The following is an 18670-nucleotide window of genomic DNA, read 5'->3' as shown; positions in this document are numbered from 1 at the left end:
TTGTGCGTAGGGCGGCACCCTGCGGCCGCTGTCACGGAACCGGAAAGATGTACGCGAACGTGGGATCGAGCCTCGGGGGGATATGCCACCGCACGACAACCTGGCCGAGCACCCGAAGAGCGGCTACGAGTTCGGACTGCTCGGGCCGCTCGAAGTGCGTCACGGCGGGCGACTGCAGCCGTTGGGCAACTCGGCGATGCGCAGTGCGTTGGCCTGCTTGTTGCTCGAACCGAACCAGGTCGTGTCCATGGACAGACTGATCGACACTCTTTGGGGGGAGCAACCACCGCCCACGGCGCGGACCATCATCCACGGCTACGTGTCGCGTATCCGCAAGCTGTTCACCCCCGAAGAGGGGACAGCGGATCCGGAGGATCCCGCACTGGTCACCCGTGCCCCCGGCTACCTGCTCCAGGTGGACAGCGACCGGATCGACGCGCACCGGGCCCGAGCCCTGGTCAACCAAGCCGGAAACCTCGAACCCCGGGAACGTTCCCGCACGTTGGCCCGCGCGTTGACGCTGTGGCGTGGTCCGGTGCTCTCCGACATCTCCTCCGAGCGACTGCACCGCATGGTCGCCCCCAACCTGGACGAACTGCGCATGGTGGCGCTGGAGGAGCGAATCGAGGCCGACCTCGAACTGGGCGAACACCACGGTGTCGTGGTCGAGCTGTCCGAACTGGTCGAGCAGTACCCGCTCCGCGAGCGGCTCACCGGCCAGTTGATGCTCGCCTACTACCGATCCGGGCAACGGGCCAGGGCCCAGTCCTGCTATCACACGCTGCGGGAACTGCTGGCCGACGAACTCGGCATCGATCCGGGACCGGAACTGCGCTCGCTGTACGAACGACTGCTGCGCGACGACGAGACACTGGCCGCCCCCGACCGTGCCGTGGCCGGTTCCGTCACCCCCACCAGTGACGTGACCCCGGTGCGACCGGCCGAACTGCCCCCGCCCGTGGCCGGTTTCGTCGGAAGGGCCACCGAGTCGGCGGCGCTGGACCGGATGTTGTCCGAACAGGACAGCGAATCCGCCAGCGTGCTCGCCGCCATCACCGGAACCGCCGGCATCGGCAAGAGCGCGTTGGCGGTGACCTGGGCGCACCGTGTCGCGCACCGATTCCCGGACGGCCAGCTCTACGCCTCGCTGCGTGGGTTCGACTACGAGCGTTCCCCGCTCTCACCGGGCGAAGTGCTCACCGGTTTCCTCAAGAGCCTGGGGATCGCCGACGACGCCATACCGATCGACCTGAACGAACGGGTGGCCCTGTACCGCTCGCAACTGGCGCGGCGCCGCGTGCTCATCCTGCTCGACGACGCCAGGGACGCCGACCAGGTGCGTCCGCTGTTACCCAGCAGCGACGGTTCGCTCGTACTGGTCACCAGCAGGAAGCGACTCGACGGTCTGGTGGTGCGCAGCGGGGCCAGAGCGCTGCCGCTGGAGACCCTGCCCACCACCGCGGCCGTGGAGCTGCTGGACCGGGCCGGTGTGCCGGGCAGGTCCCGTTCCGAGCCGCAGGCAGCGCGGAAACTCGCCGACCTGTGCGGCGGCCTGCCGCTGGCGTTGCGCATCGCCGCCGCGCGACTGGCCGCCAACCCGGGCCGCGCGGTGGACGATCTCGTCGGCGAGCTCACCGACGAGCACAACCGGCTCACCGGGCTCGACATCGACGACACCGACACCAGTGTCCGTCGTGCCTTCGACATCTCCTACCGCAACCTGCATCCCAGTCAGGCGTGGACCTTCCGGCTGTTGGGGTTGGTTCCCGGCCACACCTTCACCCCGCACGCGGTGGCCGCACTGTGCGGCACCGACTCCGAGACGGCTCGCCGCAGACTGCGAGCACTGACACTGGCCCACCTGGTCAGCGAACCCAGGCCGGACCGGTTCGCGATGCACGATCTGTTGCGGGTCTACGCGCGCGAACTCGTGTTCGCCGCCACCGACGAAACCGGTGAGGAGTCGGAGACCGCGCTGCGCGGACTGCTGGAGCACTACCTCACCGCCGCCGACCACGCCAGGAGGTTCCTGCGCCCCCCGCGTGACGAGTTGGACTTCTCGGCGACCGAGTGGGAGGTTCCCGACATCACCGGCAGGTCCGAGGCACTGGAGTGGTTCGACGCCGAATGGCCCAACCTGGTGACCGCCATCGACACGGCCGCCGACCGGCGATGGCACCGGATGGCCTGGTGGCTGGTGCGCCTGCAGTTCAACTACCTCATGGTTCGGTGTCCCTGGGAGGACTGGGTCACCATCTACACCAGAGGACTCGAGTCGGCGCGTCACATCGGCGACGACACCGGCACGGTACTGATGCTCGCCGGGCTCGGAGTGGTGCACTCCCGTTCGGGCAGCCCCGAGGTGGCCCTGAAGTACTACGCGGAGTCGCAGCGGGTCGCCACCAAGCTCTCCGAGCGCGGCGAGCTGGCCATGACGCAGGTAAACATGGCCAGCGCGTTGTTCCGGTTGGGACGCTACTCGGAAGCGCGACAGCACTGTGAGGACGCGCTGCGGACCTACCGATCGTTGGGGGACCGGTACCGGGAGGCGGGAGCGCTGAACAATCTGGCCCAGGTGGAGCAGGTGATCGGCAACCGTGCGGAGGCCCTGACATACCTGCACGAGGCCGAAAAGCGCTACCGGGAAGCCGACGATCTCGAAATTCTGGCCATGGTGCTCAACAACTGTGGTGAAGTGAGTGTCGAACTGGACAGGATCGACAGCGCGCGGCGCTACTACGGGGAGGCACTCGAAGTGGCGCAGCGCTGTGGCTCGACCATGCGCCAGGCCGCGGCGTATCTGGGGTTGGGTGATGTCGCCTCGCTGCGCGAGGATCACCAGGTGGCTCGGCGGCGGTGGGAGACGGCACTGTCCATCTTCGAGGCCGGTGGCTCACCGCGTGCCGCGGAGCCGCGTGAACGGTTGCGCCTCGGTGCCACCCCCGCCGAGGAACCCGAGGTGCGGCGCTGCTCCGGCGTTTAGTCAGCGTTTAGCGTGCTCTTAGTGATGCCTGCCAACGTGTGAATGTGCGTTCCGGCCGGCCGTTGCGGTGCCGGTCACGATCGCACCGTGGCGACTCTCGGGGGGTCGTGAGTCGGCCGAGAAGAGGCGGTGCGGAGAGCTCGACCAGTCGAGTTGTCCACCGCCCGCAACAAAGGGGTCAGGTTATTCCCGGCTTCTTCGGAGCCGGGAAGGACATGGGGGTGGGTGCGGACTCCGTGTTCTGGGGGAATCCACAACGACACGGGGTCCGCGCTCGTGTTCCCGCCCGGCCCGTCCCGAGGGCCGGGCGGTTCGCCCCATCGCCGTTCCTCCCCGGCGGCGATCAGTAGTGCTTTCTCGGATCCGGGGGCGTCCGGGTCAGCAGTGCTCCGAAGCGCTCTGGAGCGGGCGCGGCGAGGGTCGTTTGGGTTCTCTGCCGTCTCCCGAGGACGTGCCGCGCAGCCGCCGACCGACCCACGGCCCCAGGTGCTCACCGAACCAGCGCAGGTCCGCGCCGCGTCGTTCCGACCAGGAGCGCTCAGACCGAGCCGGCAACGGCTGCCGCCAGTCCTCGTCCACGCGCAGCCCCAGGATCTCCGCAGCGTGCAGCGCCACGCGGCGATGTCCCTCCTGGGACAGGTGCAGTCTGTCCTCGCTCCAGGCACGCTCATCCTGTAGCACCCGCATCGACCAGAGGTCCACGACGTAGCAGCCGTGTCGCCGCGCGATCGCCCATAGGTGTGAGTTATAGGTGCCGACCTTGCCGCGAACCAGCCGCATCACCGCCGTCCGCCGAGTGTCGAAACCGGTGCCGATCAGCACGTCCGCCCCCGTCGCACGCAGTTCGGCCACCGCGGTCTCGAACCGGCTCGCCAACTCGTCCGGGTCGGCGAACGGTCGGATCATGTCGTTTCCCCCAGCGGTGAACGCGGCGAGGTCCGGCCGCATCTCCACGGCGCGTGGCAACTGATCCCGCAGGATCTGGTCGAGCAGCTTCCCCCGAACCGCTGTGTTGGCGTAGTGCAGTCCGGGGTTCTCGGTCGCCAGCCGCTCCGCCAGCCTGTCGGACCAACCCCGGAAAGTCGCGCCGTCGGGGGCCGGATCGTTCAGCCCCTCCGTGAAGCTGTCCCCCATCGCCACGAACGTCCGCCACTCCCGATCCCCGCTCCCGGGCTCGTTCTCCGGTGCGCGCTTCCCCGAGGTCGGTGACTCCTCGCTCATCGGGACCGCCTTTCGTGCTCGCTCGTCTTCGCCCGCGGTGTCGTAACCGGAAAACACATTGGACCTCGGTTGGTCACCTACGCCAGCGTCGGTGACCGCCCCAGTGACCAACGGCACGTGGATTCTGTGGCGGAGCTTCCCGTAGCTGGTCGGGTAGCCGGCACGTGAGTCGGCGCCTTGGGAGCGTTGGGCCGGCTCTTGAGTAGCGACCTACGCGGCGAGCGGCCCGGCCTCGCGATGCATCCGACTCACGCACCGGGGACGCGTACGCTGCTCACGCCGTATGGTCGCGTCCCCACGGCGGTCTCCGGGGTGGAGATTTCGCGAGAAATCGACGCCGCCCCGAGGTGAGGTGGCGGAACCTCTGGCACGGCTCTCGCTGCGGGGAGGCCCGACATCGGGTAGCGACCTACGCCACGTCGGGCCTTCCTCGCGAGAGCCGCACCGGAGACCCCGCGGCGGCGCCGACTGCGTAAGTGGTGGGAGTTCGGCGCTGCGTCGTAGCGGCGCGGCGATTTCGCGAGAAATTGACGACAGCCGGATGAGGAACCGCCCCACGGGTGGGGCGCGAGTGTGGCCCCCACGGCACACGGCGGCATTCATGCGGGAGTGCGTCGTGCCCTCACTCGCGAGTGACGGTTGTGTTCGGCTGAACAGTTCGTTTCGTATCGTTGAGTCGGTATAGTGTTCCGTCGGTTACGGCAAAACTGCCCGCGCGCGTGGCGCGGCTGCTAACGTCCGGCGGGAATAACGAGACGATCAAGGGGATATCGACGATCGGAAGTGGTCGGTGGTGCTGCCTCGATCACTTGAATGGGGAACGCGAAGCATGCCTGCTGACGTCGGAGCGAGTGTGTCTGCCGACAGCATCGAAGCTCTGGGGGAGTCGTGACGAGTCCGCGGGAACCGATGCCCGGGTCGATGGAACGGCACGAGGCTCGGCCGGGGTTTCCGCCGTCGGAGCAGCCGCCTGCCTCCGCGCCCTCGGCTACCCCCGTCGCCGGGACGACGCCGCCGGAGGGGGCGCGCGGGACGAGCTCGGCCGCTGAACCGGTGCGGCCCGGCTTCGCACAGCCGAACGCCCCCGGCCGCGCGCACGAGCACCGATCCGCGGTGCCCGGCTCGGTGTCCCGAGCGGTCGGATCCGCGGCTCGATTCGACCTGCGCGCCGAATTCGCCACCGCCGCTGCCCAGTCCGATCCGCTCGCGCTGTACAGCCGCCTCGACCGACTGCTGGAGCGTTTCGAGTACGAACGGTCCCGCTCCCCACAGCGGTCCGGCGACGGGGCCGAGCAGATCGAGAACGCAGGTGCCGCCATCTCCGGGGAGCTCGACGGGGCGGGAGCGGTGGCACCGGCGCGCGCCGAACCCGTCTCGGGATCGCTACCGCTGCCGCACGCGGTCAACAACGGTGAACAACGACGTCACGCCGCTCCCGAGAGGTCACCACATCAGGAGAACTCCGAGTCCGCCAACGGCACGTTCAGCGGCGCCATACCGCTTCCCGCCGAGCAGCGTCGCGATGCCGAGCAGCACGCCGCACCGGGAACGGAGGACGAACCGGAGCCCGAATCGTCCGACGACGTGCGACTCGCGGCGGAACATCCTGCCGAGGCAGTCGCCGTACCGGCTCACCGGGACGAATCCGCGCCACGGGACGGTGATTCCGCTGGGGTGCGGGAACAACCGAGGGGAAGGCACGCCGGGATGACCGGCTCGCTGGAAGCCGGGGAGCCCGCAGCTTTCCCCGTCTCGGAGCAGGGGCCCGCGCGGTTCGAGCGCGAGGACGAAAACCTCACCCTGCCGCTGGGCAGCGCCGCGGACATCCTCGGCCTGCCGTCGGAGCGGCCCGTCCCCGACGAGTCCGCGGTCGAGATCGGTACGGACGGCTCCGACGAAATCGCGAGGTCCGGGCGACACGCTCCCGCCGTGGCGCAGGAGCAGCCAGCCGACCTCTCCGATCCGGTTGTCGAACCAGGCCCCATCGAACCCGCACCCACTGTGGACTCCGGCCCCGCTGTGGAACCCAGGTCCGTTGTGGAGCCCGGATCCGCCGTGGAGCCCGGCTCCGCTGTCCACCCCGAGTCCGCCGGTCACGGAGTCGCCTCAGCCGCGGAGGACGGATCAGCCACCCCGTATCCGGCCGAATCCGCCAGGTCCGGGTCGGGTACGGCTCCCGCCGAACCGGGGTCCGCGCCCGAATCACACCCCCCACCTCCCGGTGCGTGGCGGCCCGGCCCGGCCGGGCCGGTGCCGCCGGGCCGGCCGCCGCGTGAGCAAGAGGGGCAGCCCGCGCCGCGGAGCGGTCCCGCCAGCGGGCCGTTACCCGTGCCGCCTCCTCCCGGTGCACCCCCTCCAGGTCCACCGCCTCCCGGCTCGCGACCACCCGTTGATCCGCCGCGTCGGGGGAATGCTCCGCACGGTGGACAGGCCCCGGTACGGCCGCCGGCGAATCCGGCCAGCGGGCCGTTCCCCGTGCCGCAACCTCCACGGCAGCCGATGCCTCCCACGCCTCCGCCGGGGCAGCCTGCTCCGGCACAGTCCGCGCCGCCCGCGCGGCCACCCCAACCACCTGGCAACGGGAGCACCGCACCGCCGAGCGCTCCGTTCCCCGCTCCCACCGCGGCACCGTCCGTTCCGGAGGGCGCCCCCGCGACATCGTCGCGCCCATCCCCGCAGCAGCCCCAACCGCAGCAGCCCCAACCGCAACCGCTCGCGGCCGTTCCGGAGGACCAGGACGTCCGCAATCGGCCGTCGGGGCCCTCGGTCGCTCCGACGCCCCAACCGCCCAGGTACGAACCGCGCCCCGACGGAGGATTCGGCCCCATGGGCTCCGGCGGTTGGTCCGGCTCCGGGAACTCCAACTACACCGCCAAGGGCAAGTTCCAGCAGGAGCCTGCCGAGCAGGGCTGCGAGGAGCGTCCCAGGACGAACGAGCTGCGCAGCGGGCAGGGCTACAACCGTGACGACGACGAGGAACAGCCGAGGTTCCTGGTGCAGGCGGACGATCTCCACGGCACCGACTTCGGTTCCGACCGGCTGGTGGCACCACCGGTCATCGGAGAGGGACCGCCCGGCTACCCGGGCTTTTGATACCGGAACTCTCCGGTTGCCCTGCCGTGAGTTCTCCCTCGGTGGAACCGCTCGTACGGCTCTCGCCGCGAGAGGTTCCGCCGAGCGCGTACCCCGCAAACCGAGACGACAAAGTCATACTAGGAACCCCGAATGGTCGACACGATCACTCTTTCGCTGCCCGCGCTGGACGTGCTGGGTGAGCACCTGCGGCTCGATGTGCGGCGCTATCCGTTCGAGATTCCCGACATCGCCGATTCGCGGGCGGAGCGGGAGGACGTGGTCCGGCGGGTCTGGAGTGAGTTGGAGACCGCGGGGTTGGCCGTGGACGGTCGGCTCGAGCCGGAAGTGGCCGACGCCCTCTACCTGATGTCCAGTTCCGAGTCCTCGATCGCGGCCGCCGGGTTGCTCGACGTCCGGAACGGGCAACGGATGGCGGCGCGAGCCGTGGCCACCGGGGAGGTGGGGGTCGCGGGCGTGATCACCGCTCGCGGGCTCCAGCTCGACTTCATGGCGCCGGAAACGCTGCCCGAGGTCTGCGCACGGCTGCTTCCCCCCGCGCGTCCCGGACCGGGACGCGAAACCAGTGTGTCGCTGCGGTTGCTCCGCGACGCCGAGCGTCGTTCCGCCGGGGGGTCGTCGGGCGGTGCGGAGTCGCCTTCCGAGGTCGAGGAGATCACGAGGCTGCACAAGTACCGCCTCGGTCACTTCGTGGTGTCGGGTACCGGCGGGGACGGCAATCGATTCCGCATGCCCACGTTGACGTGGTTCGACACCGATCGCGGTCGCTACACCATGTGCTACGGGCGTTCGGAGGAGGACGAGACACTCGTCTGCGCGCCCGCCGACCAGCGGGGCATCGCCGCGCGGCTCGGGGAGCAACTGCGTTCGGTCCGGGGTGGTTGAGGTTTCGAGCACGGCTGTAAGGCACCACACGTCGAGCGATGTGTGCGTGCGGCGGCGCGGGTAAGGCAGGCTTAAGTCGTGGACAGTGACAGCACCGGGCACGGCGCGGCGGCGAGCGAGACCGAGCGCGACTCGTTGCTGCGGCTGCTGGGAGGTCGGGCCAGTGCGCTCGACGCGAGCCTGCCACCGGTGGCCTTCGGGCTGGGGTGGGTGCTCAGCGGTGAGTCCATACTCGCCGCCGGGATCTCCGCCGTCGCGGTGGGAGTCGTGATCGGTGTCTGGCGACTCCTGAGCGGTGCGCGTCCGCTGGCTGTGCTGTTCAGCCTGCTCGCCGTGCTGGTGGGGTCGCTCATCGCGCTGCGCACCGGGCAGGCGGTCGATTTCTACCTCGTTCGGCTGGCTTCCAACGCGGCCAGCGGACTGGCCTGGATGATCAGCATCGCGGTGCGCTGGCCACTGCTCGGGCTGGTGGTGGGCACGCTGCTGGGGCAGCGCACGCGGTGGCGGCGCGATCCCGATCTGCTGCGTGCCTACAGCAGGGCCAGCTGGGTCTGGGTCGGACAGTACGTCACGCGACTGGTGGTGTTCATTCCGCTCTGGATGGTCAACGCCGTGGTGCCGTTGAGCATCGCCCAGGTGGTACTGACCTGGCCGTTGGTGGTGCTCTGCGTCGTGGCCAGCTGGTGGGTGCTGCGGCGTACGCTTCCGCCGGACCACCCCGGTATCCGGCACGCCCGTGGCCCGGAGGGCGCGGTGCGCCGGAACTCGGGTCGCTAGACCTCCGCTCGCCGGAACTCCGGTGGTGCGGGGCCGAGCCGCGACCGTTCCTCTCGCGCGAGGACGGTGAAACCGCTCGCGGATCGCCACCCGCTCGTCGGTAATCGCCGGTCAGCGGGTTTCCGTTCCCAGCAGCCTGCCGTGCAGCCACCGCGCGTGCTCGTCGTCGACCAGTGGTTCGGCCGCCAACCACGTCGCTCCCGCGGCGCCGGAGCCCGCGTTGGCCAGCGGCGCGGCGCTACGGGCGCGCAGTTCCCGCCGCACGGCCTCGTCGAGCGTCCCCTCACCGGAGAGCAGGCTCCCGGCCAGCACGATCGGTGACTCGTCGGGCTCCTTCCGCACCGACAGCGCGTCGGTGGCCAGCAGCCGCGCCCCCTTCGCCAGGATCTCCGCCGCTTTGCCGCCTCCTTCCGAGGCCGAGGCGGTGACCAGCGGTGCCAGCTCGGCCAATCGTGTCGGCGGGCCGTTGCCGAGCAGCGCGACGAGCCTGCGTACCAGCACCGGATCGGGGTCGGCCGCCGTCGCCGTTCCCGGAAGCAGCTCACCGAGCACGGAGGCCACCAGCGGGTCGTGCCGTTCCTCGCCGTGGTCGAGCGCACGCAGTGTCGTGCTCACGGCCTCGCGCCCGAGCCAGAACGCCGATCCCTCGTCGCCGAGCAACCAGCCGTAACCACCCAGCGTGCGTTCCAGGCGGTGCCGCTCGATCCGAGCCGTGATCGAACCCGTTCCCGCGATCAGCACGGTGCCGTCGGGTTCGGCGGTACCCGCCGCGAACGCGACCTCGCTGTCGCTGACGGTCCGCACCGCACAGCTCAGCCCCAGTGTGCGCCAGGCCTGCTCGAACATCCCGGAGACGACCGGATCGGTGAGCTTGCTGATCCCGGCCATTCCCAGCACCGCCGCGCTCACGCGTTCCGGAACCGTGTCCGACAGCGCGGTCCGGGCGGCACGGGCGACCTGCTCGACGGCCCGCTCGGGGGGATGGGTGTTGGGGTTGCCGCCACCCGCGTGCCCGGTTCCGAGCGTTCGTCCGCTGGTGTCGGTGAGCAACGCACGACTGGAAGTGCCACCCACGTCGAGTCCGAGCAGCAGCGGACCGGCCGCGTCGTCGATATCGGTCAAGTCTGTTCCCCTCCGAACCCGGTGATCCCCGCGCTGCGCTGATCGGAGTAGCCTGACGGTGCCCGTCTCACCCCCGCCCCCTCGGTGAGGCGGGCTTTTCGGTGTTCGAGCGGCCCCGCCGGGTGATCGGCTCCGGTGCGGGTACGCGAGGTCGTGTTGTGCGGCCACGAATCCGCGATGTGGTGATCCTGGCTCGGCGAGGTGGATTCCGCCACGCCCCGCTCCGGTGTGTCACCGGGTGCGGGTCACCTTGTTGAGCCCGCGTGGGCTGTCCGGGTCGGCTCCCCGCTCCAGTGCCAGCGCCAGGGCCAGCCGCTGCACCGGCAGCACCTCCAGCAGCGGCGCCAGTTCCTCGGGGGTCTCCGGCAGACCGATGCTGTGCGCGCAGGGCATGCCCGCCGAGGCCGAACCGATCGCGCAGATGTCGGCTCCCCGCTCGTGCACCGTGCTCAGCACCTCGTTCATGGCGGCTCCGCCCTTCCCGGCGCTGCACAGCGCGAGCACGGCGGTTTCGGAGTCCACGGCCGCGACCGGACCGTGCAGCAGGTCCGCTCCGCTGTAGGCCCGTGCCGAGAGGTAGCTGGTCTCGGCGAGCTTGAGCGCCGCCTCGGCCGCTGTCGCCGAGGAGTAGCCCCGCCCGGTGGTCAGCATCCGGTCGGCGAAGCGGTAGCGCCGTACCGCCTCGTCCAGCTCGTCCGAGGACTCCAGGGCGCGTCGGGCCAGCCCGGGCAGCTCGGCGGCTCGTTCCGCCTTCCCGCCGCGTATCGCGTCGATCAGCAGGTACAGCGTGAGCAGCGTCGCGCTGTAGGTCTTCGTGGCGGCCACGGCCCGCTCGGTGCCCGCGCGGATGTCCGCCGAGAGCTCGGCGGCGTGGTTCAGGGCGGAGTCCGGATTGTTGGTCACCGCCACCGTGGTGGCGCCGTCGCGGCGCGCGGCCTGGGTGACTTCCAGCATGTCGGGGGAGCCGCCGCTCTGGCTGACCGAGATCAGCAGTACTTCGCTCAGATCGGGCCGGGCGTCGTAGAGCGTGGTGGTCGACGGGGAGACCAGTCCAGCGGGCAGCTGCAGCAGCACCTCGACCAGGTACTTGGCGTACAGCGCCGCGTGGTCGCTGGAGCCGCGTGCGGCCAGCAGCGCGAAGCGGGGTTTGCGCTCCGCGATGCGCCGGGCGACCTCGGCCAGCTCGGGGCGGTTGCCGAGCAGGCCGTCGAACACCGCGGGCTGTTCGGCGATCTCGGCGCTCATGTGCCTGCCGGGATGCTGAGCCTGCTCGTCGGCCCCGGCTCCGGGGTCCTCGCTCATGTCGTGGTCCGTTCGTGGTCGTGCGAGAATTTCGGTCTAGACCAATGCTACCGATAGCTCCGGCGGGCCGACAGCCCCGCTTGTCCACCGAACTCGCGGGCCGCACGACGGGTTGTGACCCCGGGCATATCGACAAGGGGGCAGCGGGATGCGATTCCTACTGTGCCGTGAAACTCCGGCATGCTGGAATCGGTAGTGCTGATCGCCCCGTTCGCAGGCGCGACGGTAGGAGGAAACATGCTCGAAGCGTCGGTGCCCGGCGGGGCCGACATGCCGACCAAGAACCAACGTGAGCCCAAGTACTGGGGGTTGAAGCAGCATCTGCTGGACATGCTTCGCTCCATGCCCGCTGGGTCCTCGATACCGACCGAGCGGGCGCTGGCCGCCGAGTTCGACGTCTCCCGCACCACGGTCCGGCAGGCGCTGGCCGAACTGACGGTGGAGGGCAGGCTGCTGCGCGTCCAGGGCAAGGGCACGTTCGCCGCGCAACCCAAGGTGGCCCAGCGGTTGCAGCTGAGCAGCTACACCGAGGACATGCGCGCCCAGGGCAGGCAGCCCGATTCCCGGCTGTTGGAGATGAACGAGGAGCCCGCCGAGCGGGAGCTGGCCCATCTGCTCGGCATCGGTTCCGGCAGTCCTGTACTGCGGATGCGCAGGCTGCGGTTGGCCGACGACGAGGCGATGGCCATCGAGACCACCCATCTGCCGCTGAGCCGTTTCAAGGGACTGACCCAGCTCGTGGAAGCGGGGGCTTCGCTGTACCAGGTGTTGCGTGAGCGGTACGGCATCTCCTTCGCCAGCGCCGAGGAGACCATCGAGACCGCGCTGGCCAGCCCGGAGGAGGCGGAACTGCTCGGTGCCGACGTGGGGCTGCCGATGTTGCTGCTGTCCCGGCACTCCTTCCACCAGGACGGAACCCCGGTGGAGTGGGTGCGTTCGATCTACCGGGGAGACCGCTACAAGTTCGTCGCCAGCCTCAATCCGCCAATGAACTGAGCAGCGCGGCGCGGTCGATGTTTCCGCCACTGACCACCGCCACCGTGGGGGTCGTCCCCGACTCCCGCGTGCGGTGGCGGTGCGCGGCCGTGGTCACCGCCCCGCTGGGCTCCGCGACCAGTCGGCAGCTCTCGGCGAGGAATCCCACAGCTTCGCCGATCTCGTCCTCGGAGACCGTGCGGATGTCGTCGACCAGCTCGCGGATGTGGGCGAAGGTGAACTCGGAGGGCTGCGCGGTCAGCCCGTCGGCCCGGGTTCTGGTGCGCGCCGCCACCGACCAGTGGCGGCGCTCGCCGGCGTAAAAGCTCTCCCTGGTGTCCGCGGCCAGCTCCGGTTCCACCCCCACCAGCCGCACGCGGGCGCGACAACCCGCCAGCCCGGCGGCGACCCCCGAGATCAGACCGCCGCCGCTGACCGGCACCAGCACCGTCACCTCGGACAATCCCAGCGCGTCGATGTCCTCGGCGATCTCCAGCCCCACCGTCGCCTGTCCCGCGACCACGGCCGCGTCGTCGAACGGCGGGATCAGCCGTGCACCGCGCCGCTCGGCGATCTCCCCGGCACGCGACTCCCGTTCCGAGACCTCCACCGGCACGATCTCGGCCCCCAGCGCACGCGCCGCGGCGACCTTCGCCGCCGGGGCCGTGTGCGGCACCACCACGGTCGCCGATATCCCGAACACCTTCCCGGCGTGGGCCACGGCACGCGCGTGGTTCCCGCTGGAGTAGGCGACTATCCCCCTGGCGCGGGTGCGTTCGTCCAGCACGGCCGTGGCGTGCAGCGCGCCCCTGATCTTGAATGCGCCGGTCGGTTGCAGGCTCTCCGGTTTGAGTAGCAGCGGACCGCTCCGCTCGGCGTGGGGTACCGGCAGCAGCGGGGTGCGCACCGGCCCGTCGGGACCCAGCCCATCCAGAACCGCCCGCGCCGCACGCGCGTCCTCGTTCGTGACCAACGGCATGCGGGCATCCTCACCGATCCGGTGAGCTGTCCCGCGTCCGGGGGTCCGACCGCGGGGTGACCCGACCGCGGTATCGGTACGGTCTCCGGTCGCTTCCGGTTCCGGAGGTCCTCCGGTGCTCGCGGGCACCGGTGTTACACCGAGTGGGAGTACTCACTAGCGGGGCTCTCCCGGGAGCAGCACGCCGAGATCGTCCGTTGGACGTGCGAGGCGACGACTGCGTGGGAGAGAGATGAGCCAACAGCGGGATCCGGACATCCAGGGGGAGGAGGAGTCCGACAAGGCCGAGCCCAAGCGCTCGACGAAACCGTTCGACAAGCTCGGTGTTTCGCCCGCCCAGGTGACCGGTACCGGGCTCGCCGCCGCCACGGCCGCGGTGCTCGGTGGTCAGCTCGGCATAGCCGGAACGGTTTCCGGTGCGGCGCTGACCAGTGTGGTGATCACGCTCGGTGGGGCGGTGTACCAGCGTTCGCTGGAATCGACCAGGGAGAAGGCGGCCAACGCCGCTTTGAAGCGAGCCGCCAGGCGCAGGGCGGTGCGAACTGGGAGCGCGGCGGGGTGGGTGGACCCGCACGCGCCCACCGAGCCGATACGACAACGGCCGACCACGGGGACGGCGAACACGGGGAGCGGCAGTTCCGGAACGGGCACCGCGAGTGGTTCCCCGACGGTCGAACGGCCCGACGCGGAAGTCACCAGACGCCTGGTGGCGCCGGACGCCACCAGGCGGATACGTCCCGCCGGGTACGGCGGCTCGTCGGGCGAACCGACAAGCGTCATCGGCGACACCGCGAGTGGCGGCCCAGCCGCGGACGGGAGGAACGCCGTGAACGGGGAGACCGCCCCGAGCGGCGACGAACCCGCCGTCCGGAGCGGACGGCGTCGTTTCGACTGGCGCGTGGTGGCCCTGACCAGCGGACTCGCGTTCGTGCTGTGCATGGTGCTGATCACCGGTTACGAGAGCATCACCGGTGACTCGGTCTCCGGCGACTCCGGTGGGACCACCGTGGGGAACATGTTCCGGCCGGGCGATGCCGGTACGCGGCCCGATCCGTCCGACGGGCAGGAGCCGGTGCCCGCCTCCGAGTCGAGTTCGACTCCCGACCCCTCGGAGTCCACCGAGCCCTCCGGCACGAGCACCGCACCGAGTGAGACCTCCGCTCCGGAGGAGTCCGGTGAGCAGCGGCCGGGCAGCACCACGGATTCGACGACCACGACCGAGTCCGAGCCCCCCGAGACGTCGGAGACCGGCTCGGCCGAGCCCACGCCGAGCGCGCGCCTCCGACAGACTGGTCGCCCCTCGGTACCCGGCGAGTGATTGATCCGGTTGGTTCGTTTCGTCCGTTATTTCGATCACGGGAAGTGGCGGCGAAAACACACCGTGAGTTATTCCGCTGATACCTCTCCGATATCGCGGCGAGATCTGCTAGGTTGCGCAGCAATGCTGGCGCGGTGATCGCCCAACGCCGCTCACGCGAACGTGGAAATTTTCCCGCTTTCGAGGGAGGCCGTCAGTGAAGTTAGGGATCGCCTGTCGTCTCGTGGGGACCCTGTTGTTGGCGACGGCCACCGTCGCGACCGCGGCACCGGCCGCCTCGGCAACCGACAACACGACCCCCGCCGAACCGGACGGGGCCGCTTCGCTGCTCAAGGCGATGCAGCGCGACCTCGGTCTCAGCGCGCGCGAGTCCCGGCTGCGGTTGTACCGGGAGACGATAGCCGAGCAGGTCCGCCACACGCTGCGGCGCACCCTGGGGAACTCCTACGGCGGCGCGCACTACGACGCCGCGAGCGGGCGACTGGTGGTCGGCGTGACCGACCGCTCCCGGCTGGCCGATGCCCGCGCTGCCGGTGCACGGGCCGAACTGGTCCAGTACAGCTCCCGGTACCTCGAAGGCATCGCGGAGCGACTGGACGGATCGCTGCGCGGCGCCCCGCCCGCCGTGACCGGGCACTACGTGGACACCGCGGACAACTCGGTGGTGCTCACCGCCGAACAGGGCAGCGCGCCGCGGGTGCGGGAGTTCCTCCGCTCCACCGGGGTGCCCACCGAGGCGGTACGAATCACCGAGACCCCGGGCGAGCCACGACTCTACGCCGACGTGATCGGCGGCAACCCCTACTACACGGGCGGTGACACCCGTTGCTCGATCGGCTTCGCAGTGCGAGGCGGATTCCTCAGCGCGGGGCACTGCGCGGCCACCGGGGACGGCACCAGCAACCCGGCGGGGACGGTGGCGGGCTCATCCTTCCCCGGTAACGACTTCTCCTTCGTCCGCAGCTCGGCACCCGGCAAACCGCTGGTCAACGACTACGGCGGTGGCACCGTCAACATCGCGGGCTCCGCGGAGGCGCCGGTGGGGTCCTCGGTGTGCCGCTCCGGCTCCACCACCGGCTGGCACTGCGGCACGATCGTCGGCAAGCACCAGAGCGTGCGCTACCCCGAGGGCATCGTCGAAGGACTCACCCGTACCGACGTCTGCGCGGAACCCGGTGACTCCGGTGGTTCGTTCGTCTCCGGGAGGCAGGCGCAGGGAATCACCTCCGGTGGTTGGGGCAACTGCACCTCCGGCGGGACCACCTTCTTCCAGCCGGTCAACGAGGCATTGGGGCACTACGGCGTCTCTCTCCTGACCGGCTGATTCCTGTGTGACCGCTCGGTTCGCTCGGCGGTGCGGACGGCGGAACCTCTGGCACGGCTCTCGCCCAGCGGCGCGGCGATCTCGCGAGAAATCGACGCTGTTCGGGCCGCGTGGTGGCTCGTGATTCGGCGCCGGGAGCGTCGGACAAGGACAACAGCACAACCGATGAAGCAGAACGGAGCGGAGTTCCGGCGGGCACCGGAGCGGTGTCCGCCCCACGGACGGTGTTCGGTCCCGCCGACGTGCGAGCGGCGGGAACGACTCCGGGCGGCGGCCCCCGGCCCCCTCCCAGCGGGGGCCGCCGTCATCACGGAGCGCACCGTCGATTTCTCGCGAAATCGCCGGGTCGTGCCGCCGATCGCCGGAACGTACGGCCACACGTGGAGTGGTGTCGTTCCGCTTCGGCTCGCGGTCACCCGATCCGGTCGTCCACCTTGCTTCGCGACCGTACTCGGCCCACCAGCGGTCAGCCCACCAGGCGGGAGCGCAGTTGCGCGGCGGCCTCCCTGGGGTTCTCCGCCTCTGTGATCGCGCGGACCACCACCACCCGCTCGGCGCCCGCCGCCATGACCTCGTCCAGGTTCTCCGGCCCGATGCCGCCGATCGCGAACCACGGCCTGCCGTGCCCGTGGTGCTCGGCCGCGTGGCTCACCAGGTCTATGCCCGCGGCCTCGCGGCCCGGCTTCGTGGGGGTGGTCCACACCGGGCCGGTGCAGAAGTAGTCCACTCCGCGCTCGGTGGCAGCCGAGTCGGCCTGCACCACGTCGTGCGTGGAACGACCGATGATCATTTGATCGCCGACGATGCCGCGGGCCGTGTCCACCGGTAGGTCGTCCTGCCCCAGGTGCAGCACGTCCGCGTCGACGGCCAGCGCGATGTCCGCGCGATCGTTGACCGCCAGCAGCGCGTCGTGCCGGACGCAGGAGTCGGCCAGCACCCGCAACGCCGCCAGTTCCTCGCGGGCCTCCAGCGGAGCGCCGGACTCGTCCTTGTCGCGCAGCTGGATGATGTCCACGCCGCCCGCCAGCGCCTCGTCCACGAACTCGGCGAGGTCACCGCGTTCCCGGCGCGCGTCGGTGCACAAGTACAGCCGCGCCTGAGCCAGCCGGGCGCGCATTCCGTAGCCGTCCATTCCGGGCATGCGTCCAGGGTAGGCCACGCGCCGGAAGGTGGCGCCAGTCACATCCCACTGTGGCTCAGGTGGAAACGTCTCGTCGACGTGACCAGCGGCTCGTCGAGCACTACCTGACGCGGACGGAGTTCATCACCTAAGCTGTGCGGTGGGTACCCGCGGGAGTCCGGCCGAACGGACTGAGAGGGGGCTGAAGCCCCGACCGCCGAACCTGATCCGGATCATGCCGGCGCAGGGAGCGAGCATTGACCGACGAACGACATCACGACATCGCCCTGGTGGGCGGCGGTGTGATCGGCCTGTCCTGCGCGTGGCGGTTGGCCACGCTGGGCTGCCGGGTACGGCTGGTCGACCCGGAACCGGCGAGCGGTGCCTCGCACGTCGCGGGCGGGATGCTGGCGCCGCTGGCCGAGACCTGGTTCGGCGAGGAGGAGCTGCTCGAACTGGGAACGGCCTCGTTGCGACGCTGGCCGGACTTCGCCGCCGAACTGTCCCGCGCCGCCGACGCGCCCTCCGGGCTCGGTGAGCGGGGCACGCTCGTCGTGGGGGCCGACAGCGCCGATCGCGAGCAGCTGCACGAGATCGCCGAGCACCTGGCCAAGCTGGGCCGGACGGTGACCAGGCACTCCGGCAGAGCGCTGCGCAGGATGGAGCCCGCCCTGGCGCCCGCCGTGCACGGCGGGCTGGAAGTGCCGGGTGACCTCTCGGTCGACAACCGCACCACGCTCGCCGCGCTGCGCGAGGCCGCGCGGCGGGCCGGGGTGGAGTTCCACACCGATTCGGCCCGCCGCGTCCGGCCCGGCGTGGTGGAACTCGCCGATTCCGAGCTGCGCTGCGACGCGGTGGTGATCGCGGCGGGCAGCGGCTCCGGGCAGCTGCACGACGGCCTGGCCGAGCTGGTCCGCCCCGTCAAGGGCGAGATCCTGCGGCTCGGTCGCAGGAGCACCGCGCTGCCACCCCCGGCGCACACCATCCGGGGACCGGTGCACGGCAGGCCGGTCTACCTGGTGCCGCGCCCGGACGGCCTGGTCGTGGGTGCCACGCAGTACGAGAACGGATTCGACACGCGGGTCACCGTGGGTGGGGTGCGCGACCTGATCGGCGACGCCGAGCGACTGGTGGCCGGGCTCGGCGAGTACGAACTGGCCGAGGCCACGGCGGGGCTGCGTCCCGGCACGCCGGACAACCTGCCGCTGATCGGTTGGCTGGAACCCGGGGTACTGGTCGCCACCGGGCACCACCGCAACGGATTCCTGCACGCACCGATCACCGCCGACGCGGTCACCGCGCTGCTGCGGGGCGGCCACGTGCCCGCGGAGACCGAACCCGCCGACCCGAAGCGAAGTGGAGTTCGACGATGAACGTCACGATCAACGGAGAGCGCTACGAGTTCGAGCGGGGCGCGACCCTCGCCGACGCGCTGGAACGTTTCCGGAGCCCGTCCCGCGGGGTGGCGGTGGCGCTGGACGGCGCCGTGATTCCCCGGGACCGCTGGCGGGAGACCGAACTCGGCACGGCCGCGACGGTGGAGATCGTCACCGCCGTGCAAGGAGGATGAT

14 protein-coding genes and 1 riboswitch are annotated in these 18670 nt (G+C 70.6%); of the genes, 9 read left to right on the top strand and 5 right to left on the bottom strand.

All coding sequences use genetic code 11. The features are described 5' to 3' along the window. Window positions 1–82 precede the first annotated feature (82 nt). Window positions 83–2983, top strand: coding sequence for an AfsR/SARP family transcriptional regulator (locus tag BM150_RS14125; RefSeq protein ID WP_092927713.1), 2901 nt, complete (start codon window positions 83–85; stop codon window positions 2981–2983). A gap of 378 nt (window positions 2984–3361) precedes the next feature. Here the strand turns inward: BM150_RS14125 and BM150_RS14120 are convergent, their stop codons facing one another. Continuing rightward, window positions 3362–4117: an SGNH/GDSL hydrolase family protein gene (locus BM150_RS14120; RefSeq protein ID WP_342752578.1), complete on the bottom strand. Its 756-nt coding sequence runs from the start codon at window positions 4115–4117 to the stop codon at window positions 3362–3364. A 1212-nt stretch (window positions 4118–5329) separates the two neighbouring features. On the opposite strand from BM150_RS14120, the gene BM150_RS14115 reads away from it, so the two are divergent. From BM150_RS14115 to BM150_RS14105, 3 genes are all read left to right on the top strand, one after another. Continuing rightward, window positions 5330–7297 carry a hypothetical protein gene (locus BM150_RS14115; protein WP_139219533.1) on the top strand — a complete coding sequence of 656 codons (1968 nt, stop codon included), beginning with the start codon at window positions 5330–5332 and terminating at the stop codon, window positions 7295–7297. Window positions 7298–7429: 132 nt separating this feature from the next. Further along, window positions 7430–8182 carry an ESX secretion-associated protein EspG gene (locus BM150_RS14110; RefSeq protein ID WP_092927711.1) on the top strand — a complete coding sequence of 251 codons (753 nt, stop codon included), beginning with the start codon at window positions 7430–7432 and terminating at the stop codon, window positions 8180–8182. 78 nt (window positions 8183–8260) lie between these two features. Then, window positions 8261–8959: a DUF3159 domain-containing protein gene (locus BM150_RS14105; RefSeq protein ID WP_217641635.1), complete on the top strand. Its 699-nt coding sequence runs from the start codon at window positions 8261–8263 to the stop codon at window positions 8957–8959. Between the two features lie 111 nt (window positions 8960–9070). Here the strand turns inward: BM150_RS14105 and BM150_RS14100 are convergent, their stop codons facing one another. Continuing rightward, window positions 9071–10081: an N-acetylglucosamine kinase gene (locus tag BM150_RS14100; RefSeq protein WP_245755493.1), complete on the bottom strand. Its 1011-nt coding sequence runs from the start codon at window positions 10079–10081 to the stop codon at window positions 9071–9073. A gap of 231 nt (window positions 10082–10312) precedes the next feature. Then, on the bottom strand, window positions 10313–11383 hold the full coding sequence (locus BM150_RS14090) for an SIS domain-containing protein (protein ID WP_092927709.1): 1071 nt from the start codon (window positions 11381–11383) through the stop codon (window positions 10313–10315). A gap of 237 nt (window positions 11384–11620) precedes the next feature. Here BM150_RS14090 and BM150_RS14085 point away from each other — a divergent pair, with 237 nt between their 5' ends. After that, complete coding sequence (locus tag BM150_RS14085; RefSeq protein ID WP_092927799.1) at window positions 11621–12379, top strand: GntR family transcriptional regulator; 759 nt, start codon at window positions 11621–11623, stop codon at window positions 12377–12379. On the opposite strand, the gene BM150_RS14080 is transcribed toward BM150_RS14085, so the two are convergent. Then, the gene (locus BM150_RS14080; protein WP_092927708.1) at window positions 12360–13337 is read right to left on the bottom strand and encodes a threonine ammonia-lyase; all 978 of its coding nucleotides are present in this window, start codon (window positions 13335–13337) and stop codon (window positions 12360–12362) included. The two genes, BM150_RS14085 and BM150_RS14080, sit on opposite strands and share 20 nt — an antisense overlap. Before the next feature lie 232 nt (window positions 13338–13569). Here BM150_RS14080 and BM150_RS14075 point away from each other — a divergent pair, with 232 nt between their 5' ends. Both BM150_RS14075 and BM150_RS14070 read left to right on the top strand, forming a co-directional pair. Beyond that, window positions 13570–14655: a hypothetical protein gene (locus BM150_RS14075; RefSeq protein ID WP_092927707.1), complete on the top strand. Its 1086-nt coding sequence runs from the start codon at window positions 13570–13572 to the stop codon at window positions 14653–14655. A 196-nt stretch (window positions 14656–14851) separates the two neighbouring features. Next, on the top strand, window positions 14852–15979 hold the full coding sequence (locus tag BM150_RS14070) for a S1 family peptidase (protein WP_092927706.1): 1128 nt from the start codon (window positions 14852–14854) through the stop codon (window positions 15977–15979). 466 nt (window positions 15980–16445) lie between these two features. Here BM150_RS14070 and thiE read toward each other — a convergent pair whose 3' ends face one another. Next, complete coding sequence (thiE, locus tag BM150_RS14065) at window positions 16446–17120, bottom strand: thiamine phosphate synthase (RefSeq protein ID WP_092927798.1); 675 nt, start codon at window positions 17118–17120, stop codon at window positions 16446–16448. A 139-nt stretch (window positions 17121–17259) separates the two neighbouring features. Next, window positions 17260–17366, top strand: a riboswitch (TPP riboswitch). On the opposite strand from thiE, the gene thiO reads away from it, so the two are divergent. Next, window positions 17357–18472 (top strand): glycine oxidase ThiO, encoded by a 1116-nt coding sequence (gene thiO / locus BM150_RS14060; protein ID WP_092927705.1) that lies wholly within the window; start codon window positions 17357–17359, stop codon window positions 18470–18472. (Overlaps the previous riboswitch by 10 nt.) After that, on the top strand, window positions 18469–18669 hold the full coding sequence (gene thiS / locus BM150_RS14055) for a sulfur carrier protein ThiS (RefSeq protein WP_092927704.1): 201 nt from the start codon (window positions 18469–18471) through the stop codon (window positions 18667–18669). Before thiO ends, thiS begins: the two co-directional genes overlap by 4 nt. Window position 18670 lies beyond the last annotated feature (1 nt).

The sequence above is a fragment of the Actinopolyspora alba genome (genome assembly GCF_900112765.1).
Lineage (GTDB): Bacteria > Actinomycetota > Actinomycetes > Mycobacteriales > Pseudonocardiaceae > Actinopolyspora > Actinopolyspora alba.
Note: the sequence above shows the minus strand (reverse complement) of the source record. Positions and strands in the feature narration are given on the sequence as shown.